Below are 26,079 nucleotides of genomic sequence, written 5' to 3'. Positions count from 1 at the left end.
CACTAGGCCGGGTTTATATTAGCAATATTAATTAGAAATTAAAGTGCTGATTTAGTCTTAACGATTTTACCGTCAACTTTGTACTGAGAGTTAGAAACTTCAGAACGACCTTGGCTGTTTTGCGAGAACGCGTATGCAGCAACGTCTTGAGCGTATGCATCAATGTTGAAAGTAACGCTTAACTTAAGAACTGTAGTGTCGTCGATACCTAGTGCTTCTTTGATTTGCTTAGGCTTAACTTTAGTTACAGTGTTACCAGCTAGGTCGATACCTAGGTCAACTGGACCGTACTCGTTACCCATGTCATCGATAGCTGAGATGATAACATCTGCAACTTCGTCAGCTTCGTTAGCCATGTGGATGTTAGACTGAGTATCAGCGTGGTTAACTACGTAGTAAGGAACGTTGATGATAGTTGCATCAATCTTCCACTCACCACCTGCAACTTCTGAGAAGATAACGTCTTGGAAGTCAGCTGCTTTAACTTTGTAGTTAGAAGCATCGATAGTAACAGAAACTTCAGTTGGAGTAGTTACAGGAATTGCGTCTGTAGAAGCAGCAACACGTGTAAAGTCGATTGTACCTGTGTAAGCTGTTTTACCAGCAACAAGTGCACCAAATAAGTCGTGCTTAACGCCAACAGCTACTGGAGTAGTGCCTGTGCTCATTACAACTGTTGCAGGAGCAGAAGCAGGAGTACCAGTATTAACTTTAAGAGTAGACGCTGTTAGCTCAGAGTTAACAACTGTTTTAAAGTTACCTGAGTAAACAATATCTGCATCAGTAACAAGAAGAGCTGCGCCAAGAGTTTCATCGTTAGTGAACGTCCATACTGACTTATCAGTTGAACCATCTACGAAAGTAGTAAGATCATCACGGTCGATAATACCGTCGAACTTAGTGCTTACTTCAAAACCAAACTGAGTAGTTTCTTCTGCAATTTTACCCATACCAGTTTCGATTGGCGTTTCAAGGTCAGCTTGCACTGAAGAGTAGTTTACGTAAGTTTCACCAAGAACAACAGCAAGTGAGCTACCAGTTAGCGGAGGAGTTGTTTTGTCGTCGTTTGAACCGATGATAACGCGGAATGCAGAGTCAGCGATTAACGGGTTACCTAAGTTAACGTCGAAAGAGATAGAGTCTACAGTGCCTTTTTTCTCATCATACTTAGTAACAGATACGTTATCAAACGTAAATGAACCTGTACCGTAGTCGAAAGTAACAACCGCATCATCTACAGAAGTCGCCGGAGCTGCTGCACCACATACACCATTACCTGAAGCTGGGTCTGTTACAACATCACCAGTACAAGCTGACAGATCACCTAAACGTACAGCGTCATCAAAAGTTAACGTAATACGTGAAGCCGCAGGGTGGTTTTTATCAACGATAACGTCGAAAGATAACTGTTGGTTACCAGCATCAACACCAGCAGCAATACCTTCTTTAGAAAGTTTTAGCACGTTAGAAGTGCTGATTGATGCAGCGCTAGCGCCGAATGAAGTAGCGATAGCAGTAGCTAGTAACGCCTTTTTGTAAAATTTCATTATTTCCATTCTCCAAGTTTCATGAAACTGGTCTAAAGCGGAGTTGCTCTAAACCAAGAACTTTAAGGATTCGGCAAGGAGTTTACCGAATCCTTGCAATTTAAGGGCTCAAACCCATATTGTCAAGTCATAGAGTTATTATTTTAATGATTTAACGTATTATTTTTACACAAAATAAATAACATCTCATCATTTCTAACGACTTACTGTACTTACATCTTGTTATTTTTAGAAAAATAGCTTATTACAACTTTAATTCCATTTTATACCGCGATTATGACAAGTTTGTTAACCAAGCACAATCACGAAAATTTAATAAACTAGTAAGCCAGCAAAAGTTAACCCGAGATTGATACTTTTTCAAGTATTTATGTAGATTTTTTGTTAAAAGCTAACATTCTCTAAACCACTCAAGAAAGATGACTTTACGCGATTCCAATCTTCTAGGTTATGCACGATTTTAGGTGTAACTAAAACAACCAACTCTGTTTTATCTTGATTGTCTGAGTCTGTTCTAAATAAGTGCCCTAAAACAGGAATACTACCCAGTAAAGGAACTGAATTCGAATTCGTGGAGTTATTCTCGCTAATTAAGCCACCAAGTATCACGGTTTGACCGTCACCAGCCACAACCTCTGTTGAAATAGTTCGTTCAAAAATAGAAGGGCTTCCGTTTATACTTGAACCATCAGGTGACTCATTCGAGATATCTTGCTGAATCTCCATAATAATCGTACCTTGCGCATTTACCGTTGGTACTACCGTTAAATCGACACCTGTTTTTCTATATTCTATTTGTGTTGTTTCTCTATCACCACTAATCGGGTCACTAGTAGTACTGCCAATAGTCGGAATATTGTCACCAACACTAATATTTGCTGATACTCCGTCACGAACTAACAATGTTGGACGAGATAAAACATTAACTAACCCATCTTTTTGATTGAGGTTAACAGAAAAGTTACCGTTTAAGCCAACTATTGAATAGGAAAAACCGCTTTCTCCACTAAAGGAAACTGTGTTTGTTTTATTACCGGAAGAACCATTTTTAATGGCATACTCAACGCCTTTTGAAAAGCTCCCTGTTAACTTTACCTCAGCAATAATTACTTCAAGCATTACTTGCTTTGGCATGATATCTAGCTGTTTGATGATTGGTTGCAACTCTTGATAAAAGCGGCCTTCACCATAAAAAATTAAGGAATTCGTTCTATCATCAACTACCAAGCGGATATTATCACCTTCTATTGATGTGGTTTTACTCGCTGCCTTTGCCTTGTTTGAAGAGGTACCTTGACTTCTGTCGCTCGCAGATGTCCTTTCCTCTCTTGCAGCGCCCGCCGGTGCAGAGCCACCGATTAAGGGGGCTAAACTGGCACCCAAATCCATCGCTCGCGCAAACTTAGGATGATAGATAAAGAAGCTCTGATCAGTTCCTGTTGCGGGTTTGTCTAAGGTATTTCTCCAATAAGCAACTCTATCAATAATCTCGTCAGAATTTGCAAATACAGCAACTTTGCCTAGATGCTCTATCGGGATAAACGCTACATTTTTGCTTGCTCGCAACCCCTCACCAACAACTATACCTTCTTCAGATAAAATCGCTTTCGCTTGTTCAATGAACGTTCTGCTGTCAATGTATTGGAATGTCAATAACGCCGAAGATTTATTGTAGATCATAGAACTATCAAACATAACCAACAAGGATAGCGCACGTTGTACTTTCTCTTTATCACCTTTTAACGTAACAAGTGACTGACCTCGGTCATGTCCCACTTCAACCCCTGTCAAATCTTGAATCACCCTTCGTAACGACGTGCTCAAATCAAAATCTAACTTAGCTAACTGCATGACTTGGCCTGATACATTAGGAACACTACTTTGCGTTCTACCAAAACCAAAAGCGATACTACTTTGCGCACCATCGGTCAACATATGTAAGTAATAAATACCATCACTAAATGAAACATCTATTTTATTTTGCGATAACACCTGCTGTGCCAAGGAGAACAGTTTTGCACCGGTAACTTGTTCATTTAAATTTAATGTGACGGGTGAAGTTAGAACTTTCACCTGTGGATCAACTAAATAAGAGACGTTTAATGTTTCGCCAAAAACATAGTTTATAAAGTCGTTCACAGGTAGTGCATTTGCCGAAATATGAAATTGTTTTTTATTGCCAAACCGAGCTGCCAAATCAACACCAAGCGTAACATCTTTATCATTGTCGCTTAGTCTATAAAGCACCTCAGTACCACCTGTTCGCTCAGTAGGCTCTGTTGTAATGACTGCTTCTGTATTTTCAGTATCGTTTGACGCTAGATACGATTTTCCAATTTCTGTTTTCTGCTGCTGTAACCCTGCATTAGGATTGGTTAATGCACACCCTGACAATGCAAATAACACAGCTAGTGATACTAAGCTTTTTTTGACTGAAACTGGATTCATGATTTTTTACGCTCAAATAATTTAAATTCTTTCACACTCTCTCCCACTGCAACAAAAATACGGTCATTATGCACTTCTTTTAATTTTACACTTGGTGCAATATCCATATTAATTTCAACCTTTTTAAGTGGATGACTCGGAGATTTTAGTAGTATATAAGGAGTCATACCTGCATTTACCACCGCGAGTAAACTATATTCAATACCATTTATATTTAAAGTCGACACCTTGGTTTTAGGCTTACTGACTGTTGGTTTAGCTTGCGGTTTGGGGTTTCTTCTTTCTTCAAGCTCTTTATCGAACTTTTTTTTAGCCTCTTTCCAAGACCTTTCTAGCGCTAACTCTTCTGGCAAAGATGCTAACTTAGCAAGTTCAGTGTCTATCGACACCTCCCTTACTTCTTCTTTAGCAGCATCTTCAGGCAAAATATCATTAATTGCGATATAACAAGATACAAGAGTCACTATCAGAATAAAGATCTTCATAAAACTACCTTTGACTGCCACAGTTTCAATTCTAGAGTACCTCTTAACTGTTCATTTGGTCGCGAGTTTATTTTTTTACCGCCGTAGATATAATCACCAATACGAATAACAGGTGTAGCTGCTTCAATATTTCTGGTAGCACTAATGATACAACTCGGATTAGCGTTGTATCGTACTTCAATTCGCCATTCACTAATCTCTTCATTCAGTGGTTGATTACCTTTCCAGGTAATGGCACTAAACTCACATCCAGATTGCGCTAGTATTGATTCAATTTTTTCCTGTGCCAGCAGCTTTAATTGCGATTCTGATTCAGCTTTAAAGAAAAGCGAATCGGCCTTTTTCTTTGCTACCATCACCTTAACTTCATTCATCTCGATTGCATTCGTTTGAGCAATCACAGCCTCTGTTTTTGCTACGCGCTTAGTTGTAAGAAATAATTTCTGTTGCTCAACTGTTATCGCTTCATACAATGGAACTGTAATTTCATTTGCAACAAGTAGCGCAACCAAAATAATGAGATAATGTTTATATTTTTTTAATACTTCTTGCATTTTAGCTTTTTAACCTAACATGAATCACACTATAATCTCGTTGACGCGACTTACGTACAGTACCAAAAAACTCTGCGCTTTCAACATACTCTAAACTGCTCACATGCTTTAATACATTCGAAGCATTATCAGACATACCACGCAGCGTAACAATGCCATCTCTCTTTGAAAATTGCTGTAAATCCATTCCTGCATTAATTGCTTCATGCACTAAATTCCAGTCAGAATGAACTAACGGAGCAGAAACAATGCGCTTGTTGACTACATCAATAAATTCGCTGTTAAAGTCAATAACTGCTTTTCGGTTTAGTAATGAAGAAACATCGTCACCATAACTTTTAACGTGTTGCTCTAACTGGTCAACTTTAAACAGGGTGTAGCCGTAAATTACACTATACAACAGCGTAACTGCTGCCAATGGTGCTATATACAACGAATGTAATTGTGTAAGGGGTATATGTTTTTTAACTTCGAAGTGACATACTTTTACTAATTTATCGAATGGTATTGTAAGTAATGTATCAAATATGAACTTTAAGTAGTCACAACCTGCAATGTTTGTTTGTACATCCTCATTATTTACGCCAACACTCAAACAAAATAACTCAGGTGTAGACATTAATCTCGTTTTATAAGAATAAAATGGACGGTCTACATTCAAGAAAAACATCTCACCAACAGGCGTGGCTAAGTTGAACAAACCTTTTGTATCCGCGTTTGCCAATATTTCAGATTCGGGAATTAGACACAATGCGGAGTTTTGAACTTCGCTGTCAATTACCCTAATCTCAGTCCGGCGCACATCAAAACCTTCCTGCTCACTGTTTTTCATTACGACATGAGTAACTGCATGCGCGGAACTTTCACGATCTAACTTTAAAATATCAAGCAACTCTTTCTTACCTATCGCTGGGTAAGTAATCGTTTTAACATCACAGTACTTATTGCTAACAATAACCAGCTTTGGTTTAAAACTATTTAAATCAACTTGATCAGATAAAGGCGCTATACTACCCGCATAGTAACCTATCGATTTAACAAGGCGCTTTTTAATAGCCTCTGATTTAATCACTGCACCTATATTCACAACTTATTCCACACTAAATCGGTAATCGTTACGGGGTTATTAATATCACGACGTTTGAGTTCGATTATAAAGCTTTTTTGTAACATAATTCCATTTTCACTTGCCGTTAACGCAACTTTGAATTTAAATCCATTCGCGAATGAAACAAAACCCTCTTGCTCTATCCCAGACATTTCCTCAAATTGTCGCCTACTTAAATTTCCTTCTCGCCTTTGTTTAATAATTCGGTTGGCTCCACTTTCGTCATAAGCAATCGCTTTAATAATGGCTTCGGGAGAATTCATTGGGTTAAAAAAAGGCGTTGGTTCCACGGTAAAATACTTATTCCACTGTTCAACAGTTAAAATATCACTCTCTCTAACATGCTGAAGTTCATTAATTGATTGCAGGTAACCATTCCTAGGGCCTACTTTTGATAAGCCTTGATAGTATTCTTTTTCAGCGCCATAAGGCTTGAGGCTATCATCTTTATCTGTCCAATCTAACAGGCTGTCAATAAATATATTTATTCTATTTTCAGCAACTCCAAACTCTTGAAATAGTTTTTTTAAATGATTTCTGTCAAATGTATTTAGACTATATAAACCGCTTAAATCTTGAATTTGAATAGTTATATCCTCAACTTCAAACGGCTCAAAATAAAAATTCCATATTCTTGCAACGTCATTGTCACTTTTCTTGTTTTGATAGTTAAAGTTAGATAACAACGCGTTAAAAACCAAAGCTTCTGCCGTCTCTAATTTTAGTCTCAGCTGATGTACTTTTTGAACATCTCTTGCAACATTAATTTGTGACTTAAGTGTTTGTCCAATAAACACGCTGAGCATAATTAAAATAACTGAAATTATTAGCACTTGAACTAACGCGATTCCGCAATTCCGTCTCATCATGCATCCTCTCGCAAATACCTAAACAATTTACGATGAGCGTGTTCAGGCAAAGCAATCTCAAAATTCGAAAGTACACCTTCGTCATGTTCAATGATGACTGCTAGCTTTAAAGGAAGTGTACGAACAACTTCTAGTTTGTGAGATTCATACCATTCGGGTGATACTTTTGTGTTTTCTAAATTTGTTGCATCAGCTAGTGGGTCATCATAGTAGCCTGCCGCTTTGCTAAGTAAATCAAAACCAAAGTATTTAAATTGACCACTTTTTAAATTGTCTAAAAGAATTACCCTATGTTGCCAATCCATAGTATCGGACTGTTTTAACAATAATTGGTTAGCTAAATTTTTCTCTCTGTACGTTAATGCGAGCACCCCGTTTATTGTTTCAAATGAAAGCATTACGACCGATTTTGTATCCGAAAAAATAGGAGATTCAGTGACAAACATCGCAAAGTCACGTTGTGCGTGAAAATAAATTGCAGGCTGATTATTGTCGCTTTCGATCACGTAAGGACTTATCGACTCAAGCATACGTGCTAGTGAATTAAATGCTAAGCCTTTTTGAGTTTGCTGCCAAAATAAGTCTGTTCGTTTTTGCCAACTAGAAGTATACAAACTATAACCAAAATACCCCGAGTACATAACAAGCATCAGTAAGCTACTCGCTATCATTAACTCAATTAATGTAAACCCTTTGTTGTGCTTCACCATGTTGCAGCCTTAAATGTGAAGTCTTGGATTTTATCCCCAAGCTTTGCTTCAACTGTTACATCGTATATCCCATAAACATTTGGATATTCTGCGCCAGAAATAGAGTCTGGTGGCGGGCTATTAAATACAACTCGCTGTGCTAGCCAGTTGTACTCAACCCCAAAAATAATAATTTGGCCATTTGCATCAGCAGCTTTAGTTACCTTAACCTTATCTTTTAACTGACTCTTGATGGCACTTATTGCAGTAGGATGAACTTGGTACATTCGAGCTGTTTCAGAAGCTTTGTTTGCAAGTAATGTTGAGCCTTTAAATATATCCGCAATTATCGCCAATGAAGTAAATAGTATAATTGCCGCTATCAGTACCTCTATGAGCGTAAAACCCTTAACGCATTTCATCAGTATTGAACGTCTCAAATAAAGATGTTAATAAAATATTCCCACGCGCACCTTCTAGCAAAACGTTATTCGGTGTAATGATCGCCGTTGTACTGACTTGGTAATTTTGTTTCACAAATGAAAGCTGCTCAAAATTGATCACTTTTGTGCTGTCATTGCTTAAGATTTTCAATTGCTTGTCCAATGCATGAATAGTAATTGGTTGGCCTCGATAGTACGCCTGATAGCTTAACGACTTAAAAACTTGTCTAACTTTTTGAGTTTCAACTAAGCGCTCTTGTTGATCTACATTTTTAACCACCAGACCGCCAGTTAATGCCAATAGTGTCGCCACAATTGCCATTACCACCATTAACTCGATTAATGAGAAGCCTTTGTGCAAACTAAAATGCCACATCGTTTATTGATACCATGCTCATTAACATCGTTATTACTATCCCTCCAACGAAGCCCCCCATGAACATCAGCATCAAAGGCTCAAGCAAAGTCGTAAACTTTTTAATGGCTTGTTCCAAATCTTGACGTGAACGACTAGCGACCTCTGAAAAAACCCGTGGTAGCCTGCCCGTTTCTTCACCAACTTTTATAATGGATAAAAAGAAGTCTGAAAATATACGTGTCTTAGCTAGCACTTGGCTTAACTGTTTTCCTGATTTTAATTGCTTACTCGCTAGCCGTGCATCCCTAATTAATTCGGGATGTTTAAGCGTTCCAGTCGAAAGAGATAATGTAGCATCCAGTTGAAGTCCTGCTTCCAACATCATAGCCATAGACTGAGAAAAACGAATTCGCTCGGATGTTAGAATTATGCTTTTCACTCCAGGAATTTTACTACCCGTTAAATAAAACCACTCTTTCACCTCTGGTTTTTTTAGTCCGTAAACAAGAGCAATCAAACTTGCTACAACTCCGCCTACGATAAAAAGCTGATAATCAATAAAAAAGTTACTAACGTTAATGATCATTTGGGTATACCAAGGTGCCTGCTCAAGATCTGTGAAAATCCCTGACATTTTTGGAACAATAAACGTCAGCACAAAATAAACAGCCATTATACAGACAAAGAAGATAACGCTTGGATACGTGAGAGCAGTCACAATTTGAGAGCGAAGATCTTTTTGAAATTTTAAATCAGCTGATAGTCTTGCTAAAACCTGAGCCAAGTTGCCTGATGACTCACCAATGCGAATTAAAGAAACATACAGTGGACCAAACAATTCCTCATGCTGAGCAAACGCTTCACTTAAAGAAGTACCTTTTTTGAGTGATGTAGCAATTTGATTCAATAGCCGAGTAAGCGCTGGGTGAACATTAGATTGACGTATAATATCGATCCCTTTGTCCACTCGTACACCACTTTCCAATAACAAAGATAATTCACTTGTAAAAAACTCAAGTTGATCCAAAGATACTTTGTTACCGAAAAGAGACTCTATTGATAAGCCTTCAGAGACCTCTTTGATAGAAATTGGTGTAAGGCCATCTTTTGCTAATTTTTTTTGAGCTTCTAACTTTGACGTTGCACTAATAACACCTTGGTGACGACTTCCCGATTTATCTATCGCGCTGTAATCAAACTCCATTAACCTGCAACCCTTAAGACTTCGTCAATTGTCGTCACACCAGTCACTACTTTGTAAAAACCATCTTCAAGCAAATTCCTACGTTTCAAGTGAGAGTTATGAGCCTGTGCTTTAGGTATAAACTGCTCATCTTTCGAAATTGCTTTAATTTCATCATCACAGCGAAGGTATTCATTAATTGCAATACGGCCTTTGTATCCAGTATTGTTACAATGCTCGCACCCAATCGCCTTTTTAATATTTAGCTCTGTAATGCCAGCATTTGAGGCTACTTGAGCTAAAGGGTAATTTTCCATTAGTTCTGTTTGATTATCATCAGGTGCAGCACAATGCGGGCACAGTCGTCTTGCCAGACGTTGTGCAACGACTGAAACAAGCGCTGCATTTAATAAAAACTCTTCTACTCCGAGGTCTAATAAGCGCGTGTACGCACTTGCAGCATCATTAGTATGTACAGTGCTAAAAACAAGGTGACCAGTCAATGCTGATTGAAGTGCTATTTGCGCAGTCTCTTTATCTCGAATTTCACCAACCATTATTATGTCAGGGTCTTGACGAACAATTGAGCGCAACCCTGCAGCAAAATCAAAACCAATTTCGCTATTCACCTGAACTTGGTTTACCCCCTCGAGTTGATATTCAACAGGGTCTTCTAAAGTTATAATTTTAACATCTTCATTGTTAAGTTCATTTAAAAACGTATACAAGGTTGTGGTTTTACCTGAACCTGTAGGACCGGTAAGTAAAATTACACCTGTCGTCTTTTTCAAATCTTGTCCAATCAACTTCTGCGTGTCCGCTGACAACCCTAAAACTGACATATCGTACCGAATAGAGTCTTTACGTAGAAAACGAAGTACAACACTTTCCCCTTCATTTAGAGGAAGAGCAGATACGCGTATATCAAGCTCTTGATTCGCAACGCGCATCTCAATCTTACCATCTTGTGGACGGCGCTTTTCCGCGATATCCATACCCGAAAGGATTTTTAAACGTGTCGTGATCGGTAGTTGCATTTTTGGCGCCAGTGACTCAACTTCATGCAATACACCATCTATACGGTATCTTACTCTCAAGCGACCTTTATGAGGCTCTAAATGCATATCTGAGGCATTTCGAGCAAGGGCTTTTGTAATTAGTGAATTTAGTAAATTAACGGTAGGCGCTTCAGATGCAAGCTCCCTAAGACGCGCTTCTTCATCACCACTAAGCTCTTCCTCTTCTTGCGAAATGTTTGACGCATTTTGAATTTCGAAAAAGAATCTTTGTAACTGCGCTTCGGTTGCTACAAATAGTTCAACCTCTTTCGCCGAATCATTTAATAAGCTAATTAGGGATAAAGATAGTGGATCTTTACAGGCAACGGTCCAGTTATTCTCAAGTGTCGACAACAATACACAATCAAGCTCTTTTAATTTCTCATGTATCGAAAATTCAATATCCGGAATTGTCCAATCACCCCAAATCGTCTCGTCAAATTTCTGATAGTTTAGAAGTTTTGCATAAAAAGGACATAAATCATCTTCTGTTAAACTTCCCATACTAACAAGAATTTGCTCTAGTCTTCCTGGATAACGCTTTTGGTAGGACTTCGCCTTTTCAATGTCAGACGAACTAATTGAAAAATCCTCAATTAAAATTTCCACTGAGTTCATCATTGGTGAATAACATCCTCATTTTCGTCAGTTCCACCTTCTTGCCCATCTAAACCATAACTTTTAATACTATAGGGATTACCATTTGAGCCTGGTACATCATATACATAAGGATTACCCCAAGGGTCCATTGGGATTGCTTTAGGTAAATAAGGGCCGTCCCATCCTCTTTTTGCACTTGCACGTAATTCTTCTAAATTTGCAGGAATTGAACCGACATCTAAACGATAAGTATCTATTGCGGCCTCAAACATTTGCATCTGAGCTACAGCTGCTTTCTTCTTTGATGAGCCCACTTTAGAAAATAACTTTGGAGCAACTAAAGAGCCTAGTAAACCCAAAATAATCAAAACAATCATTAGCTCCATCAAGCTAAAACCACGCATTTTTTTCATTTCAATACTCCCATAAATTCGACTTGGCAGTTTATCAAGGCACATAGCCTATGTCGATAAATCACGATTTGATGATTGCAACAACTTGTTGCCACATTTTTTTATTCTGTTCTTTCACTTGCTCTGCATGCAATAAACAAACACTTGTTTGATTAGTCAAATCATTTAAAAAGTGGTTCAGTTTATTTGTTAACTCTTGTCTTTCAAGTCCGAAGTCAATGACATTTTCAGATAGCCCATATTCCCCATACAGCATTTCGTATTTATGACTCCAACTAGTAGCCAAGCATGGAACACCCTGACAAAGAGCGCTTACACAGCCATGAAACCGACTACTTACGACAGCATCACAACTTCCTATTAGGCCTTTAATTTCGGTTGAGTTTAAACCGTCTATCAAAGCTATTTGTTCATTGTTGACAGCTTCTAATATTGCGTTGCAAATATCTTTATCTTCTTTGCCTTCATGGTTTAGTACTTTGACAAAAAAACCGTTATCGATAAAAAAATTTGAGGTATCAATCCAAAAATCATAATACGCATTCTTTTGCTGTTCGGCATTCGCATGATTAAATTTAGATACCACTTTATTGTTAGGAATTAAACAAACGGTCTTCTGCTCTGTTGTATTAAATTGTTGCACTTCAAGTAGTGCTGTAAAGTCAGGGCTTTGAAACAACTTATTGCTTTTATTTAATTTTTCACATTCAGAAAAAGAAGTATCGTCTCTTGCAAAAGTAAGGGCAGTATCATTGATCAGCACCTCAGCAAATTCTTTTAACTCGTCACGCTGAAAAGGCCCTAATGCTTGAGGTAATATAATATAAGGCTTGCCAAGTGCTTTAAATCGTTTAATTTCTTTAGCAGTATTTCGCAGATCTGCCATTGGCCACTGATCGCCATAGGCAAAACCACTGGCATTAAGAATAACATCCACATCGGCCTCTGTTACGATGCCATAGCGCTTCAGAAAATTACGAATTTTTGTTGGTAACTTTGCAAGAATACCTGTCAAATCTAAATTGCCACGTCGAAAGCTAAGCTTTTGCCACGCCCCTAACTTGGCTCGTTTAACGTACGGCAAATTACGACCTGGCGAAAGTGTTAGATGGTAGTCGCCAAGATGAACATCGAGCTGCTGTAATATTGCCTCTAACATTAATTCAGCACCTTTATTAGAGAACTGAACCCCTTTAATCTCAATATTTAACAACAACTTATTCCTTTATATATTTTATTAAGTGTTCTGCTGATTTCTTTTCTGAGAACGGAATTCCACCCGAAGGCTTTGCATAACCTACCGCAATAAACATAACTACACGTTTGTATTGCGGAAGCTTCAGTAATTTGCAGATTTTTTTGTCCAACTTTTCGAGTTCAGGCCAATTAATTGCACATGATGATAATCCTAGTGTCTCAGCTGCGAGCATTAATTGCATGCTAGCTAATCCCGAGTCAATGTAAATAACATGTCGATCACGATCCATTGGGTAATAGGATTGATCACCAACAACAGCAATTAAGCAGGGAATGTTGTCTGAAAAACCAACTGTTCCCCCCGGTAACTTTGCAACTTGCTTCCTAAATTTGTCACCCTCAATAACTAAAAACTCAAACGGTTGTCGATTACACGCACTAGGAGCTTGAGAGGCGATTGCAACCATCTTTGTTAATTTTTCTTGTTCAACTGAAGCATTTAGAAACCATCTAGTGGAACGACGAGCTTTAGAAAGGTTTAAAAATGCTTCATAACCAACAGTGTGATGCTGACGCTTTTCGCTTGTATATGGCTTACAAACAGCGTTATTTCGTTTCTCAATAGAATTAAATCGGCAACTAGCATTGGCGACTATTTTGTTCGTTACTGAAACTACTTCAAAGTATTCAGACAAGACTGAATATGCCCAATTTAATTCACTTGTTGAGAACGTTTTGCGTTGGCAAGCTACCAGATATGCTTCAACTGTCTCCGCTATATATTCAAGTGCAAATATCTCACGGCGAGGCTCCATAATTAAGCCTTTTTCCAACCGATGAATATTTCGACGAAGTAGCGAACTTGTTTCTTTCTGTACACCTTTATTACTAAAATATTGAATTTTGGCTTTTAATAATGCTTGCTGTTCAAAACCAAAAGCTGAGTCAAAAAAACAATAATATAATCTAGATAAGAGGGGGGATTTTGAAGCCAAAGGCCAAAGCAATTTTTGATTTATCAAAATAGCTTGCTTCACAATTTTCTTAATTGCTTTCAAGAATAAACTCCGATAACCAATAGAACTCAGGCATAACCTGAGCCCTTTTTAAGTTATAATGCTGAGATAGCTGCCGCAGCAAGACCTAACTGATAAACAATTTGAGATGCCGTACTCCAAAGGGTTAACTGATTCATGTATTCCGCATCTAGTGGCACAACAATCGTATCACCTGGCTCTAGTTTATTCTTATTATTACTAACCGCAAACCAGCTCGAGCCATTAGGGATATAAACCGAACCATTGGCTTTTATAACATAAATACGATCATCATCAGCTCTTTGTTTTAAACCACCACTATACTCAAGATAATCATCAACCGATAAATTATCGCTATATAAGTGAGATGTAGACACGTTTACTTCACCAATCACACTTACCGTACTTTGTTTAGCTGGAATATATAACGCATCACCTTTTTCTAATTCTAGCGACACAATGCCAGATTGGATTTTTGGTAAATCAATAACTAAACGCCCTAACGCTTGAACTTTTGCAAGATCTTTTAATAACTTATCGGTATCATCATAACTAAGAGACGCATCCGTAACTGAGTTAGAGAAACTCTTTGATGCAATTTCACGACGTAAGTCATCTGATAATTTTTGTAGTTGAGCACGCTCTTTTGTACGTATTGACTCACGAGTGAAGATAGCACCATTTTCAGCAGCAAAATCAGTTAATCCACCTGCTCGCTTCAATACATTCTCTAGTGTTTCGCCGCGCTTTATTGAATATGTACCAGGGAAGCGCACTTCTCCATATAGGCTAACTGTTCTTTCCTCTGACCAATTTGGCGTAGGGAAAATATTAAGTGAATCTTTACTTTGTAATGTGAACCTTTCTGGTTTCTCTATAGCTTCAGATAAATTAACAGCGATGTGCTCAACACTTGTATTTTCGCCTTTAACAACACGCGTAACCTCTGCATTTTGCATATATGCTGATTCAAGCAAGCCACCTGCAGCATTTACTGCAAGTTTAACTGAGGCGTTCGATACTAATGGGTAAACCCCTGGATAACGAACACGGCCATTAACAGCTATTAAAGCAGTATCTTCAAATGCTGACGCTTGTTTTTGTAGCTTTAAAACGACTGGTGCGAGCAATTTCTTTCGACTAAATACTGAATACTCATCGTCTTCCAATTCTTCAGTTTGGCCGGTCAATAGTTTAGTTAAGTTATCTAATTGCGTTGTTTCCTCTTCCTCAAGCTCTTCGGTTTCTTCGCCAATAAACTCCAAAAATTTGCGATTTTCGAATTTTTGCCATTGCTCTACTTTTGCTTGATGCGCGATCTCTTTCTCACTCAAAGCGAGTTCAGTTAACAACCGCTTTTCTTCGGCTTTTTCTTCAAAGCGACTGAATACAATAATAATATCACGCGGATTTAACTCAAAATTGTTCTGGTCATTCTGTAACGCATCAACTAATGAGAATTGAAGTAATTCGATATCACCACGAATGTTCTTCTCTCTTACGATTAACGAGTAATCAAAATCAGCGATAGGTAAAACATCAGATTTCAAAGATATGATTAAGTCAGAAATTCGGTTACCTTGTTTCCATTGATAATTACCAGGATGAGAAACTGCTCCCATAATAGTCACAGCATTTTCTAATTGCTCACTTGAGCCTTGTACTTTAATAACATCACCATCATGCGGTTGATAATTAATTTCAGTGTTTGAGAAATCCTTTGTTAATACAGTTTTAAAACTATTACCTGCATAGCGTTCGATGACTGTTTTTTGCGGAAATGCTTCAGCCTTAAAACCACCGGCTAAACGAATTAAGTCTTTTGCTGTTTCGTTTTGTTTTAGTTCAAAAATAGCGGGACGTTTTACTAAACCAGAAACAGTTACTTGCTTACCAACTGATGGGATAAAAACTACATCGCCAGATTGTAGTACGATATCGTTTGAGCTATCCCCCTTAGTAAGAAGATCATATAAATCCAGTGCTGCCACAACCTTACCACGGCGCTTCACTTGAATATTACGAAGTGAACCAATTTCCGTAATACCACCACTAACAAATAATGCATGAGTTACTGATGCAAGTGACGTTACACTGTACGCACCAGGCTTGTATGCTTCACCTAGAACTAATATACGCATAGAGCGTAAGCGTCCCATTGAAACAAACGCTTGAACACCGATTATTTCTTGTTCAATTTTAGCTTTTACTAAATTCTTTACTTCTGAGAACTGTAAGCCAGCTACGTTAACAGGGCTAAGCTTTGGAATTGTTAGACGTCCTTCACGGTCGACTTCTACTTCAAAACTATCACTTTCTTTACCATAAAAATTAATTTGAAATTCGTCACCAGGACCTACAATGTAAGAATCAGGAATTGCCGCATTTTCACTTGGCATAAACGACATCGGCTCACCCGCAAACAACTCATAACCAAATGGCTTTAATTCTTCCATTTGCGGCTTGAATTTTTCTTCCTCTGTTTTTTCTTCTTCCTCAGAACGAGGTTGTACTAACAAGCTTTCATCTTGCAGCGCTTCTTCGACCTCTTTACTTGATTTATCAAGTTGTTTTAAATCGATCCCATACTGCTTAGCAAGTGCTTTTTGTTGCGATTTTGGCAGCTTTTTAAATTGCTCAATTTGCTGCGGTGACGGAGTCATAGCATATGACGGCTGACTAAGTGATACGACTAACAAGCAAAGAAATAGCTTTAGATAACGCACAGGATCCCTTTAAAAATTTCAGTTCAAATACAACCCTTAATTCTACCTGAGTTCATACATAAAAAAAAAGAGCGTTAAACGCTCTTTTACAATTTAGTTTAAGCCTGAAACTTAAAAGCTATACACCAAGGTCAATACTGTCTCAGTATCTGTATTTACTTTATCAGCATCAACTTCTGAGTTGTGAGTTACGTTAAAGCCAACTTTCATTTGTAGTGAGCCGTTGATCTTAGTCAGTAATGCAGTTTCAGAAATACTTTTGGTATTGGTACTACCTGATTCAACTTTAACGCGTTGGGTAAACTTAGCGTTATCGCTGATTGTCCAGCTAAAGTCAGCTTTAGCTAGTGCAATCCATTCATCATCGCGCTCACCTGCTTTAGGGCGACCGTCTTTGAAAAACTCTTGGTTTTTCTCTGAATACTGGAAATATTTGTAACCCGGACCAAAGTCAAAACCAAGTGTCATATTTGACTCATCAATCAAACGAAAACCATAACCGCCTGACAGTACTGTTTCGTGACGGTATGCACCAAAGTAATCACTATCGTGCGTTAAACCAACGAATAAATGAGAGTGCTTTTCACCAAGGTTGTAGTTACCTTGAATCGCTGCACCATATTTTTCGTTAGTACGCTGTGTATCTTTTAAGCCGCTTTCAAGCGTCACTTCGTCTTCTTTATAAAGTGCGTTTAACTTGTATTCATTGGTCCATTTACCAATGTCATGTTTAGCATTTGCACCGAACTTAAACGTGGTCGTTTCGGTATTACCACTGGTAATAATGGCACCAAGCTCGCTACTTGCTTCCCATGTTTTATCTTCGTCAGCAATCGCTTGATTAGTAAGTGCAATTGCTACAACTGACGCTAAATATCTTAATTTCATTATAAAAGCCTATTACTCGCTAATTTTGTTTAAATGAACATCCATTTGAGGGAAAGGAATCGAAATACCCGCTTCATCTAATGCAAGTTTGAAGTTTTCTTGAAGGTAAAAATAAACTGCCCAATAATCTTCAGTTTTTGCCCAAGAGCGCGTTACAAAGTTAACGCTTGAGTCACCTAAAGTGTGAACACCGATGAAAAATGCAGGGTCTTTAAGTACTTTATCATTTGATTTGATTACATTTTCAAGCACTTCACGCGTTTGCTTTAGACATGAGTCGTAGCTAACACCAACCATAATATCAACACGACGCGTTGCTTGACGGCTGTAGTTTACAATAGCGCCACCCATAATTGCCGAGTTTGGTACTATGATTGTTTTGTTATCAGGTGTTAACAGTTCTGTTGAAAAAATCTCGATTTTAGAAACACTACCTGAATGACCCGCAGCATCAATAAACTCACCTGATTTAAATGGACGCAGAATAATAATAAGCACGCCCGATGCAAAGTTTGAAAGAGAGCCTTGTAACGCTAAACCAACCGCTAAACCCGCTGCACCCAAAATTGCAATAAACGATGTTGTTTCAATACCAACTTGTGAAAGTGCCATTAGTACTGTTGCCGCAAATACAAGTGCGTACACAATATTTGCTAAAAACGAACCAACCGCTTTATCTACTTTTTTCTTTTCGATCGCTTTTTTGGTTAATTTTTCACATACTTTTGCTACGCGAATGCCCACTAATAAAATGACAATCGCGACTACAGTTTGTAAGCCGTAATGTAAAAGTAAATCAGAGTTTTCGTTCAACCATTTAGCTGCAGAATCCATGAGTATTCCTTTTGTCGTTGATTTAGGTAATTTTAAGAATTATAAAGATTTTTGAAATTTACGTCACTTCTTTTCACAGTTTAAGCGGATCTTTAACTTGATTGTCACTTGGTTTTGAAGGTCTACTCCAAATAAACAACAAAACGCTTACAATGCAAATCACGACAATCGCTTTCAGCCATATTGGGAATGGAATAAAGAATAATGGGTAGGAAACTAGTAACAACATGGAGCTAGTCGCGATTACTTTAATTTTTGTTCTTATTACACCATGCGCTTCCCAATCCGTGATTAATTGACCGAATATTCGATGACTCAATAGCCATGAATGCATTCGCGTTGACGATTTAGAAAAGCAAAATGCTGATAACAATACAAAAGGAGTGGTCGGTAGTAACGGAAGAAAAACCCCAAGTACTCCCAGCAATAAACTGACCAAACCAATTACTAACCAAACTGAACGAATAACAGTCTTTTTTAACACTACAAAATCGCAAACTAAATTTATTTAGCTAAAAGCATAACATAAGTCTTCACACGGGCATGTTTTTTATGTATTATGCGCGCCACACCAAATAAGGTGCTTCAAATTTTGTGGCGGCTGTAGCTCAGTTGGTAGAGCCCTGGATTGTGATTCCGGTTGTCGCGAGTTCAAGTCTCGTCAGTCGCCCCACTTCTTCTTAAAAAATCCTTTTTAAACTTCAAAAATCTAACATCTAGCTATTAGCAAGTTACCTTCTTTCATTTCTAATTAAATTAGTTAATACACCATAAGTTTGTCTCGAACATTCACTTTTACAGCCTAACGCCAACATCATTGGCATTATAAAGATTCATACCTTCAGCATAGAAAAAGCATATCTGCTCATTGTTTATGAGCGGCTGTTAACAAGTAGACGGCGTTTAACGTACTAGAATGCACACACATGGCGACACTAGACAACATTATTTTAGGCAATAAAAAACGCGACTTAAGTCGCGTTTTATAATTTGATTAATTTTGAAAAAACTAAGCTGTTGCAGTTTCTAAACCTGGTGCAGCCATAGTGACAGACTCTTCAAATGTTGCCCATTCCCAAGCTGATTCAGTCGCCATCAACTTACGAAGTAGCTTATTATTCAGATCATGGCCTGATTTATATGCAGTTACTTTACCAAGTAAGTTATGACCTGTCATAAACAAATCACCAACACAATCTAAAATCTTGTGTTTTACAAACTCATCAGGGTAGCGCAATCCATCAGGGTTAAGTACTTTAAAGTCATCAAGTACAACAGCATTATCCATGCTGCCACCAAGCGCTAAGTTGTTAGCGTGCATATATTCGATATCACGCATAAAGCCAAATGTACGTGCTCGGCTAATTTGCTCGATAAAGTTCTTAGCTGTAATGTCTAAACCAATACGTTGGCGACTTTCGTTAATTGCTGGGTGGTTAAACGCAATTTCAAAGTCGATATGAAAACCATCATATGGTTCAATCTCAGCCCACTTATCACCGTCTTCAACACGCACCGTTTCGGTAATGCGAATAAAACGTTTAGCTGCATTTTGCTCTTCGATGCCAGCCTTTTGAATAAGGTAAATAAATGGTAATGAACTACCATCCATTATTGGCACTTCAGGGCTATCTAATTCAACAATTAGATTGTCTAAGCCTAATGCTGCAATTGCAGCGATTAAATGCTCAGTAGTCGATAAGCGAACGCCATCTTTATTAATTAAGCATGTACATAATTGAGTATCGCCCACGGCCTCAGGTGTTGTTTCAAAATCAACAACAGGATCAAGGTCTACCCGGCGAAATACAATACCTGTATTCGCACTAGCAGGTCGGAGAGTGATAGAAACCTTTTCACCCTTATGTAATCCAACACCTACGGCACTGACTTTTTCAGTTATGGTACGCTGCTTAATCATAGGCTATCCACTTATTCGTTAAAATCGGCCGGCTATCTTACCACAGATAAGACCAGCTTGCCAAATTATGGCTATTTTTCAAACAATCTTATTAATCAGCTTGATTACGTAAGAAAGTAGGTACGTCAAAATAATCTGCTTTGTCTTGCTTTTTGTCTAATGGCGCGCTTTCTTTGACTTCGTTTTGAACACTTGGTTCAACAGTCTCAGGCGTTTCTACACTGCCCGACTGTGCAAAACTTGGTACAAATACATCTGGTGTTGCAGTTGCGTTGCTCGGAGCGCTTGTTGCTTGCGCTGTATCAGAGCCAGACACTTTTTTGATATCTGCACCCACAATACCAAACTGAGGCTTACGCTCACCGCCAAGGCCAGTCGCAACAACAGTCACACGTAACTCTTCAGACATATCAGGGTCGATAACCGCACCAACAACAACTGTCGCATTTTCTGATGCTAATGCCTTAACATGGTTACCAACTGTTTCAAATTCTTCAATCGCAATGTCCATACCCGCGGTAATATTAACAAGAATGCCTTTCGCACCAGTTAAATCAACGTCTTCAAGTAACGGACTTGAAATTGCAGCCTCTGCAGCTTCTTGCGCACGATCAGGGCCTTTCGCTGACGCTGTGCCCATCATTGCAGTTCCCATTGCAGACATAACAGTACGTACGTCGGCGAAATCCACATTGATCAAACCTGAGCGAGTAATTAACTCAGCGATACCTTGTACGGCACCAAATAACACATCGTTCGCTTTAGCGAATGCGTCTAATAATGTCGTACCTTTACCTAAAACTTTAAGCAATTTATTGTTAGGAATTGTAATAAGCGAATCAACGTGTTGAGACAACTCATTAATGCCGTCTTCTGCTGCCGATGCACGCTTTTTACCCTCAAATTCAAAAGGTCGTGTTACTACTGCAACAGTTAAAATGCCCATTTCTTTAGCAATACGTGCTACAACAGGTGCAGCACCAGTACCTGTACCACCGCCCATACCGGCAGCAATAAAGATCATATCTGCGCCTTCAAGGCTGTTACGAATCGTTTCTGCATCTTCTTCTGCAGAATCGCGGCCCACTTCAGGGTTTGCCCCAGCACCTAACCCTTGTGTAATTTGCGTACCTAGCTGCACTGTTACATCAGCTGATGATTTACGCAGTGCTTGCGCATCGGTATTGGCCGCAATAAATTTTACGCCTTCAATTTGCTTTTTAACCATGTGTTCAACAGCGTTACCACCGCCACCGCCGACACCGATTACCTTAATTACGGCTTCTTCACCGTGTTGTTCCATTAAATCAAACATGTTTAACTCTCCGACTAACTACCTTATGAAAATTCACAAGGCAAAAGCTTAAAACTCCCCTTGAAACCATTTTGTTAAACGGTTCCACCAATTTCCATTACCAGATTCTGTGGTGCGGCTGCTCTGGCTATGCTGCATAGTTCGACCATACTGCAACAACCCAACTGACGTTGCGAACGACGGATCATTCACATAATCAGTAAGTCCAGCTATCCCTACTGGTTGACCAACGCGCACTGGCATTTGGAAAATTTCTTCTGCTACTTCAACAACACCTTGCATCTTGGCGGTACCGCCTGTCAGCACAATGCCTGCAGCTATTTGTTCTTCTAAACCTGAGCGACGAATCTCTTTCATCGCCAACTCAAAAATCTCTCTCATGCGCGGCTCTACAACTTCAGAAAGTGTATGGCGCGACATAATACGTGCAGGTCTACCACCTACACTTGGTACTTCAATACTGTCTTCTTGACTTGCTAAGCGACTTAGTGCGCTGGCATATTGTACTTTAATTGCTTCAGCATGCGAGATAGGTGTGCGAAATATTTTCGCAATATCGCCTGTTACTTGATTTCCCGCAACTGGTAGCACCGCCGAGTGGCGCAAAGAGCCTTGCGTGTATATGGTAATGTCCATAGTGCCACCACCAATATCAACCACTGCAACACCAAGCTCACGCTCATCTTCAGTTAAAACTGAATCGCCCGACGCCAGCGCCGAGAAGATAAATTGGTCAACACGTAGGCCACAACGCTCAACACATTTTTCAATGTTTTTCGCCATATCGTTTGAGCACGTAATAATGTGCGCTCGCGCTTCCATACGTACTCCACTCATACCAAGAGGATTTCGAATGCCTTCTTGCATATCAACGGTGTATTCTTGTGGTAACGCGTGCAGCATCTTGCGTTCAGCTGAAATAGGGACAGATTTAGCGATATGAATAACATTATCGATGTCATCATGGGTGATTTCAGCGTTGTTAATCGCTACTACACCATTTTCATTTTGACACTGAATATGTTTTCCAGATATGCCTAGGTACACAGAGCTAATGCGGCAATCTGCCATTAATTCAGCTTCATCTAATGCGCGCTGAATCGACTCAGACACTAAATTAAGATCGTTAACACCACCTTTATCCATGCCTTTTGCGTTTTGACTGCCAACGCCTACAATGCTCAGCTGATTATCAGGTGTTACCTCACCGACAACAGCAACAACTTTAGACGTTCCTACGTCTAAGCCGATAATGAGATTACGTTCAACTGCCTTGGTCATACCCTAGTTATACCTTATTATTTTTAGTTTGCTCTTGCACTGGCTGAAGCCAGCTCACAGCTAATCCCGTATCATACCTTAAATCTATCGACTCTACCTCTTTATCCGACGAGTTTTTTATCTCTGGATATAAATCGATAAACCGCTGCACTCTAAGCGCAATATCTTTGCGTCCTAGGTTTAATTTAACACCACTATTTAGCCATAATTTCCATGAAAAACGCTCTGACAGCGCAAGGCTACTTAACCCGATTTCATGTAGCGCTAATAACTCTTTAAATGTTTTAAAGGTTTTCCACGCTTCATTTTCACTACCTTCAGGCCCATACAACATAGGTAACTTGTTAAAAAACTGCTCTGCCGGTGCCTGAAAGATGTCGCCATGGGTATTTAACAGTAAATCTTGATTCCAAATTGCCACTGCCTGATGCTCAGTAACATAAACACGTAGTGTGTCTGGCCACTGTTTCCGTACCGATACACTAGCTACCCAAGGCAATTCCAGCAATTTCTCTTGCACTTGGTTTACATCTACATCAAAAAACGTTTTAACTTTTAATGACTTAATCTTATCAACAATTGCCTGCTCACTTGTATATACAGGATCGCCATGAACCAATACTTTGCTCAACTTACTATTTTGTTCCGTTGCTAAGTAATCGGTTAAAGCATTCACCCCTTGCCACGTAATAAACAAGGTCAAAACAAAAAAACTTACTCCCATTAGCAAAGACCAATTAGTTGCAGCAACTAATCGCTTTGTTAAATTTGCTAATGTAAGTAGTGTTTCTTTCATTTACAGTGTCGAATCTAAAATTTCTAAAACTAACTGAGCAAAATCTCTACCTGAGTCTTTTGCAGCCATAGGTACCAATGACTTTTCTGTCATGCCCGGTACTGTATTCACTTCCAACAAATAGAATTCACCGCTTTGGTCACGCATCGCGTCCACTCGGCCCCAATCTTTAGCACCAACAAGCGCAAATGCCTGCGTTGCGATCATTTGTAAATATGCAGTATCGGCGTTTGATAAATCAGCTGGGCAATGATAACTCGTGGTAGATGCCTTATATTTCGCCTCGTAGTCATAAAAACCACGTGGTGTTTTCATTTCAATCACCGATAGCGGCTGGTTGTTAAGCATGCTAACGGTATATTCGGTGCCAGTGATCCACTGCTCAAGCAATACTTCATCATCAAATTTAAAGGCATTTTCAAGCGCACTTTTTAATTCTTCACTCGTGCTTGCTTTAGCCATACCGATACTCGAACCTTCGTGGCTAGGCTTAACCATAACCGCACCAAATTCGTTAATAATCGATTCAATACTAAAACTTTCACCTTTTTTAACCGTGGTAAATTTAGCGGTTGGTAAGTTGCTGGCAACAAATAATTGCTTACAACGTACTTTATCCATAGCTAACGCACTGCCTAACACGCCGCTACCGGTATAAGGCAAGCCCATAAATTCAAGTGCACCTTGAATCGTACCGTCTTCACCGCCACGGCCATGCAACGCGATAAACACGCGATCGATTCCTAATGTTTTAAGCTCAGCAAGCTCTCGTTCTTTTGGATCAAATGCAATCGCATCAACACCATTGGTAATTAGGGCGTTTAATATGGCACTTCCCGAATTAAGCGACACCTCACGCTCAGCCGAATTACCACCTAATAAAACGGCGACTTTACCATACTGCTTTTGGCTCATTGTGCTACCTGCTTTAGCTTAGTTACATTCATTTCTGTTTCAGCAATTTGTTTTACCAATTGACCTATATTGCCCGCACCTTGCGTTAACACTAAGTCATTATCTTTTACCGCGTCAGCCAATGCTGTGAATAGCTCATTCGGCGTGGCGATATATCTCGGTTCTTTACCACGTTGTCTTAAGCTACGACATAAACTCTTGCTGTCTGCGCCAACGATAGGTTCTTCACCTGCGGTGTACACTTCCAACAACAATAATTCGTCTACCTGACTTAACACATCTACAAATTCTTCGTAAAGGTCACGCGTGCGCGTAAAGCGATGAGGTTGATACGCCATTACTAAACGCTTATCAGGCCAACCTTGCTTTGCCGCTTTTATTGTTGCGGCGACTTCAGATGGGTGATGACCATAATCATCAACCAACATCACGTTGCCCACTTCGTTATTGAACTCGCCATAATGTTGAAAACGACGACCAATACCTTCAAATTCTTTTAGTGCTGCTTTTATTGCGCTTTCACTTACGCCTTCCTCAAACGCCACCGCAATTGCCGCTGTTGCATTTAAGGCATTGTGCTTACCAGGTAAATTCAGGGTAATCGCCAGTGTTTCACCATTTGGCAACACAACTTCAAAGGCACTGCAGCTAGCTGATTGTGAGAAATTAATGAGACGGTAATCTGCGTCTTGCGATTCACCATAAGACACATATTTACGGCTAAAGCGCGGCAATAACTCGCGAATTACTGAGTCGTCTATACAAGCTACGGCTAACCCGTAAAAAGGAAGGTTATGGATAAATTCAATATAGGTGTCTTTCATATTTTCAAAGTCACCTTGATACGTATCCATATGATCCGCTTCAATATTTGTAATAATGCTGATCATTGGGTTTAAGTGTAAGAAGCTTGCGTCACTTTCATCTGCTTCAGCAATAAGATATTGACCACTACCTAACTTCGCATTAGTACCCGCGCTATTTAATAAGCCACCAATCACAAAGGTGGGATCAAGTTCGGCTTTGGCAAAAATACTTGCTACTAAACTCGTCGTTGTGGTTTTACCATGCGTACCAGCAACTGCAATACCCTGCCTAAAGCGCATTAACTCAGCCAGCATTTCCGCACGGCGTACAATTGGAATGTGTTTTTCTTTGGCACAAATGATTTCAGGATTACTTTCATCAATGGCACTTGAAACAACTACTACGTCTGCTTGCTCAACATTTTCTTCTCGGTGCCCGATAAAAACGTTCGCGCCCGCTTTACTCAAACGCTCTGTCATTGCGCCTTTGTTTATATCTGAGCCGGTAATTTGATAGCCTAAATGTAATAGTACTTCAGCAATTCCGCCCATACCTGCACCACCAATACCAATAAAGTGGATAGTGTTGATTCGTCTCATTGCAGGTA

24 protein-coding genes and 1 tRNA gene are annotated in these 26,079 nt (G+C 39.2%); 1 reads left to right on the top strand and 24 read right to left on the bottom strand.

Annotation, left to right across the window (positions count from 1 at the left end):
• Window positions 1-38: 38 nt before the first annotated feature.
• The 18 genes from PSPO_RS01830 to PSPO_RS01745 form a co-directional block, all read right to left on the bottom strand.
• Window positions 39-1,547: a hypothetical protein gene (locus PSPO_RS01830; RefSeq protein WP_010561144.1), complete on the bottom strand. Its 1,509-nt coding sequence runs from the start codon at window positions 1,545-1,547 to the stop codon at window positions 39-41.
• 384 nt (window positions 1,548-1,931) lie between these two features.
• A complete protein-coding gene (locus PSPO_RS01825; RefSeq protein WP_010561145.1) occupies window positions 1,932-3,995 on the bottom strand; it encodes a secretin N-terminal domain-containing protein in 2,064 nt (687 codons plus the stop codon).
• Window positions 3,992-4,480, bottom strand: a complete 489-nt coding sequence (locus tag PSPO_RS01820) for a hypothetical protein (RefSeq protein WP_010561146.1) — start codon at window positions 4,478-4,480, stop codon at window positions 3,992-3,994. The genes PSPO_RS01825 and PSPO_RS01820 overlap by 4 nt, the downstream gene beginning before the upstream one ends.
• On the bottom strand, window positions 4,477-5,034 hold the full coding sequence (locus PSPO_RS01815) for a hypothetical protein (RefSeq protein ID WP_010561147.1): 558 nt from the start codon (window positions 5,032-5,034) through the stop codon (window positions 4,477-4,479). Before PSPO_RS01815 ends, PSPO_RS01820 begins: the two co-directional genes overlap by 4 nt.
• A 1-nt stretch (window position 5,035) precedes the next feature.
• Window positions 5,036-6,121 carry a hypothetical protein gene (locus PSPO_RS01810; RefSeq protein ID WP_010561148.1) on the bottom strand — a complete coding sequence of 362 codons (1,086 nt, stop codon included), beginning with the start codon at window positions 6,119-6,121 and terminating at the stop codon, window positions 5,036-5,038.
• Window positions 6,118-7,011 carry a type II secretion system minor pseudopilin gene (locus PSPO_RS01805; RefSeq protein ID WP_084616529.1) on the bottom strand — a complete coding sequence of 298 codons (894 nt, stop codon included), beginning with the start codon at window positions 7,009-7,011 and terminating at the stop codon, window positions 6,118-6,120. Before PSPO_RS01805 ends, PSPO_RS01810 begins: the two co-directional genes overlap by 4 nt.
• Window positions 7,008-7,721 carry a PilW family protein gene (locus tag PSPO_RS01800; RefSeq protein WP_010561150.1) on the bottom strand — a complete coding sequence of 238 codons (714 nt, stop codon included), beginning with the start codon at window positions 7,719-7,721 and terminating at the stop codon, window positions 7,008-7,010. The genes PSPO_RS01805 and PSPO_RS01800 overlap by 4 nt, the downstream gene beginning before the upstream one ends.
• Entirely contained in the window at window positions 7,715-8,122 is a 408-nt protein-coding gene (locus PSPO_RS01795; protein WP_010561151.1) for a type II secretion system protein, read from the bottom strand. Before PSPO_RS01795 ends, PSPO_RS01800 begins: the two co-directional genes overlap by 7 nt.
• Complete coding sequence (locus PSPO_RS01790; protein ID WP_010561152.1) at window positions 8,109-8,519, bottom strand: type II secretion system protein; 411 nt, start codon at window positions 8,517-8,519, stop codon at window positions 8,109-8,111. Before PSPO_RS01790 ends, PSPO_RS01795 begins: the two co-directional genes overlap by 14 nt.
• Complete coding sequence (locus PSPO_RS01785) at window positions 8,506-9,705, bottom strand: type II secretion system F family protein (protein ID WP_010561153.1); 1,200 nt, start codon at window positions 9,703-9,705, stop codon at window positions 8,506-8,508. The genes PSPO_RS01790 and PSPO_RS01785 overlap by 14 nt, the downstream gene beginning before the upstream one ends.
• Window positions 9,705-11,360: a GspE/PulE family protein gene (locus PSPO_RS01780; RefSeq protein ID WP_010561154.1), complete on the bottom strand. Its 1,656-nt coding sequence runs from the start codon at window positions 11,358-11,360 to the stop codon at window positions 9,705-9,707. The genes PSPO_RS01785 and PSPO_RS01780 overlap by 1 nt, the downstream gene beginning before the upstream one ends.
• Window positions 11,360-11,755, bottom strand: a complete 396-nt coding sequence (gene gspG, locus PSPO_RS01775; protein ID WP_010561155.1) for a type II secretion system major pseudopilin GspG — start codon at window positions 11,753-11,755, stop codon at window positions 11,360-11,362. Before gspG ends, PSPO_RS01780 begins: the two co-directional genes overlap by 1 nt.
• Before the next feature lie 61 nt (window positions 11,756-11,816).
• A complete protein-coding gene (locus tag PSPO_RS01770) occupies window positions 11,817-12,971 on the bottom strand; it encodes a polysaccharide pyruvyl transferase family protein (protein ID WP_148665217.1) in 1,155 nt (384 codons plus the stop codon).
• 1 nt (window position 12,972) lies between these two features.
• Window positions 12,973-14,010 carry a nitroreductase family protein gene (locus PSPO_RS01765; protein WP_010561157.1) on the bottom strand — a complete coding sequence of 346 codons (1,038 nt, stop codon included), beginning with the start codon at window positions 14,008-14,010 and terminating at the stop codon, window positions 12,973-12,975.
• A gap of 53 nt (window positions 14,011-14,063) precedes the next feature.
• Window positions 14,064-16,715 (bottom strand): SLBB domain-containing protein, encoded by a 2,652-nt coding sequence (locus PSPO_RS01760; RefSeq protein ID WP_040641521.1) that lies wholly within the window; start codon window positions 16,713-16,715, stop codon window positions 14,064-14,066.
• A gap of 111 nt (window positions 16,716-16,826) precedes the next feature.
• The gene (locus PSPO_RS01755; protein WP_010561159.1) at window positions 16,827-17,603 is read right to left on the bottom strand and encodes a DUF481 domain-containing protein; all 777 of its coding nucleotides are present in this window, start codon (window positions 17,601-17,603) and stop codon (window positions 16,827-16,829) included.
• 12 nt (window positions 17,604-17,615) lie between these two features.
• Window positions 17,616-18,437 carry a mechanosensitive ion channel domain-containing protein gene (locus PSPO_RS01750; protein ID WP_010561160.1) on the bottom strand — a complete coding sequence of 274 codons (822 nt, stop codon included), beginning with the start codon at window positions 18,435-18,437 and terminating at the stop codon, window positions 17,616-17,618.
• A 73-nt stretch (window positions 18,438-18,510) separates the two neighbouring features.
• Window positions 18,511-18,921 (bottom strand): YbaN family protein, encoded by a 411-nt coding sequence (locus PSPO_RS01745; protein ID WP_010561161.1) that lies wholly within the window; start codon window positions 18,919-18,921, stop codon window positions 18,511-18,513.
• A 113-nt stretch (window positions 18,922-19,034) separates the two neighbouring features.
• On the opposite strand from PSPO_RS01745, the gene PSPO_RS01740 reads away from it, so the two are divergent.
• Window positions 19,035-19,110 (top strand) — tRNA-His (locus PSPO_RS01740).
• 336 nt (window positions 19,111-19,446) lie between these two features.
• Here the strand turns inward: PSPO_RS01740 and lpxC are convergent.
• The 6 genes from lpxC to murC all read right to left on the bottom strand — a co-directional run bounded on the left by lpxC (window position 19,447) and on the right by murC (window position 26,071).
• Complete coding sequence (lpxC, locus tag PSPO_RS01735; protein ID WP_010561162.1) at window positions 19,447-20,358, bottom strand: UDP-3-O-acyl-N-acetylglucosamine deacetylase; 912 nt, start codon at window positions 20,356-20,358, stop codon at window positions 19,447-19,449.
• Between the two features lie 91 nt (window positions 20,359-20,449).
• A complete protein-coding gene (gene ftsZ / locus PSPO_RS01730; RefSeq protein WP_010561163.1) occupies window positions 20,450-21,673 on the bottom strand; it encodes a cell division protein FtsZ in 1,224 nt (407 codons plus the stop codon).
• Between the two features lie 48 nt (window positions 21,674-21,721).
• On the bottom strand, window positions 21,722-22,954 hold the full coding sequence (gene ftsA, locus PSPO_RS01725) for a cell division protein FtsA (protein WP_010561164.1): 1,233 nt from the start codon (window positions 22,952-22,954) through the stop codon (window positions 21,722-21,724).
• Window positions 22,955-22,961: 7 nt separating this feature from the next.
• Window positions 22,962-23,750 (bottom strand): cell division protein FtsQ/DivIB, encoded by a 789-nt coding sequence (locus PSPO_RS01720; protein WP_010561165.1) that lies wholly within the window; start codon window positions 23,748-23,750, stop codon window positions 22,962-22,964.
• Window positions 23,751-24,665 carry a D-alanine--D-alanine ligase gene (locus PSPO_RS01715; RefSeq protein ID WP_010561166.1) on the bottom strand — a complete coding sequence of 305 codons (915 nt, stop codon included), beginning with the start codon at window positions 24,663-24,665 and terminating at the stop codon, window positions 23,751-23,753.
• Complete coding sequence (gene murC, locus PSPO_RS01710) at window positions 24,662-26,071, bottom strand: UDP-N-acetylmuramate--L-alanine ligase (protein WP_233430469.1); 1,410 nt, start codon at window positions 26,069-26,071, stop codon at window positions 24,662-24,664. Before murC ends, PSPO_RS01715 begins: the two co-directional genes overlap by 4 nt.
• Between the last annotated feature and the right edge of the window lie 8 nt (window positions 26,072-26,079).

This window comes from Pseudoalteromonas spongiae UST010723-006, from assembly GCF_000238255.3.
GTDB classification, from domain to species: Bacteria; Pseudomonadota; Gammaproteobacteria; order Enterobacterales; family Alteromonadaceae; genus Pseudoalteromonas; species Pseudoalteromonas spongiae.
This window is presented reverse-complemented; position numbering and strand designations above follow the sequence as displayed.

What these genes read in the sequence shown, in the direction of transcription:
- PSPO_RS01830 (WP_010561144.1), bottom strand. Translation starts at nt 1,547, where the DNA reads ATGAAATTTTACAAAAAGGCGTTACTAGCTACTGCTATCGCTACTTCA.
- PSPO_RS01825 (WP_010561145.1), bottom strand. Translation starts at nt 3,995, where the DNA reads ATGAATCCAGTTTCAGTCAAAAAAAGCTTAGTATCACTAGCTGTGTTA.
- PSPO_RS01820 (WP_010561146.1), bottom strand. Translation starts at nt 4,480, where the DNA reads ATGAAGATCTTTATTCTGATAGTGACTCTTGTATCTTGTTATATCGCA.
- PSPO_RS01815 (WP_010561147.1), bottom strand. Translation starts at nt 5,034, where the DNA reads ATGCAAGAAGTATTAAAAAAATATAAACATTATCTCATTATTTTGGTT.
- PSPO_RS01805 (WP_084616529.1), bottom strand. Translation starts at nt 7,011, where the DNA reads ATGATGAGACGGAATTGCGGAATCGCGTTAGTTCAAGTGCTAATAATT.
- PSPO_RS01800 (WP_010561150.1), bottom strand. Translation starts at nt 7,721, where the DNA reads ATGGTGAAGCACAACAAAGGGTTTACATTAATTGAGTTAATGATAGCG.
- PSPO_RS01795 (WP_010561151.1), bottom strand. Translation starts at nt 8,122, where the DNA reads ATGAAATGCGTTAAGGGTTTTACGCTCATAGAGGTACTGATAGCGGCA.
- PSPO_RS01790 (WP_010561152.1), bottom strand. Translation starts at nt 8,519, where the DNA reads ATGTGGCATTTTAGTTTGCACAAAGGCTTCTCATTAATCGAGTTAATG.
- PSPO_RS01785 (WP_010561153.1), bottom strand. Translation starts at nt 9,705, where the DNA reads ATGGAGTTTGATTACAGCGCGATAGATAAATCGGGAAGTCGTCACCAA.
- PSPO_RS01780 (WP_010561154.1), bottom strand. Translation starts at nt 11,360, where the DNA reads ATGAACTCAGTGGAAATTTTAATTGAGGATTTTTCAATTAGTTCGTCT.
- gspG (WP_010561155.1), bottom strand. Translation starts at nt 11,755, where the DNA reads ATGAAAAAAATGCGTGGTTTTAGCTTGATGGAGCTAATGATTGTTTTG.
- PSPO_RS01755 (WP_010561159.1), bottom strand. Translation starts at nt 17,603, where the DNA reads ATGAAATTAAGATATTTAGCGTCAGTTGTAGCAATTGCACTTACTAAT.
- PSPO_RS01750 (WP_010561160.1), bottom strand. Translation starts at nt 18,437, where the DNA reads ATGGATTCTGCAGCTAAATGGTTGAACGAAAACTCTGATTTACTTTTA.
- lpxC (WP_010561162.1), bottom strand. Translation starts at nt 20,358, where the DNA reads ATGATTAAGCAGCGTACCATAACTGAAAAAGTCAGTGCCGTAGGTGTT.
- ftsZ (WP_010561163.1), bottom strand. Translation starts at nt 21,673, where the DNA reads ATGTTTGATTTAATGGAACAACACGGTGAAGAAGCCGTAATTAAGGTA.
- ftsA (WP_010561164.1), bottom strand. Translation starts at nt 22,954, where the DNA reads ATGACCAAGGCAGTTGAACGTAATCTCATTATCGGCTTAGACGTAGGA.
- PSPO_RS01720 (WP_010561165.1), bottom strand. Translation starts at nt 23,750, where the DNA reads ATGAAAGAAACACTACTTACATTAGCAAATTTAACAAAGCGATTAGTT.
- PSPO_RS01715 (WP_010561166.1), bottom strand. Translation starts at nt 24,665, where the DNA reads ATGAGCCAAAAGCAGTATGGTAAAGTCGCCGTTTTATTAGGTGGTAAT.
- murC (WP_233430469.1), bottom strand. Translation starts at nt 26,071, where the DNA reads ATGAGACGAATCAACACTATCCACTTTATTGGTATTGGTGGTGCAGGT.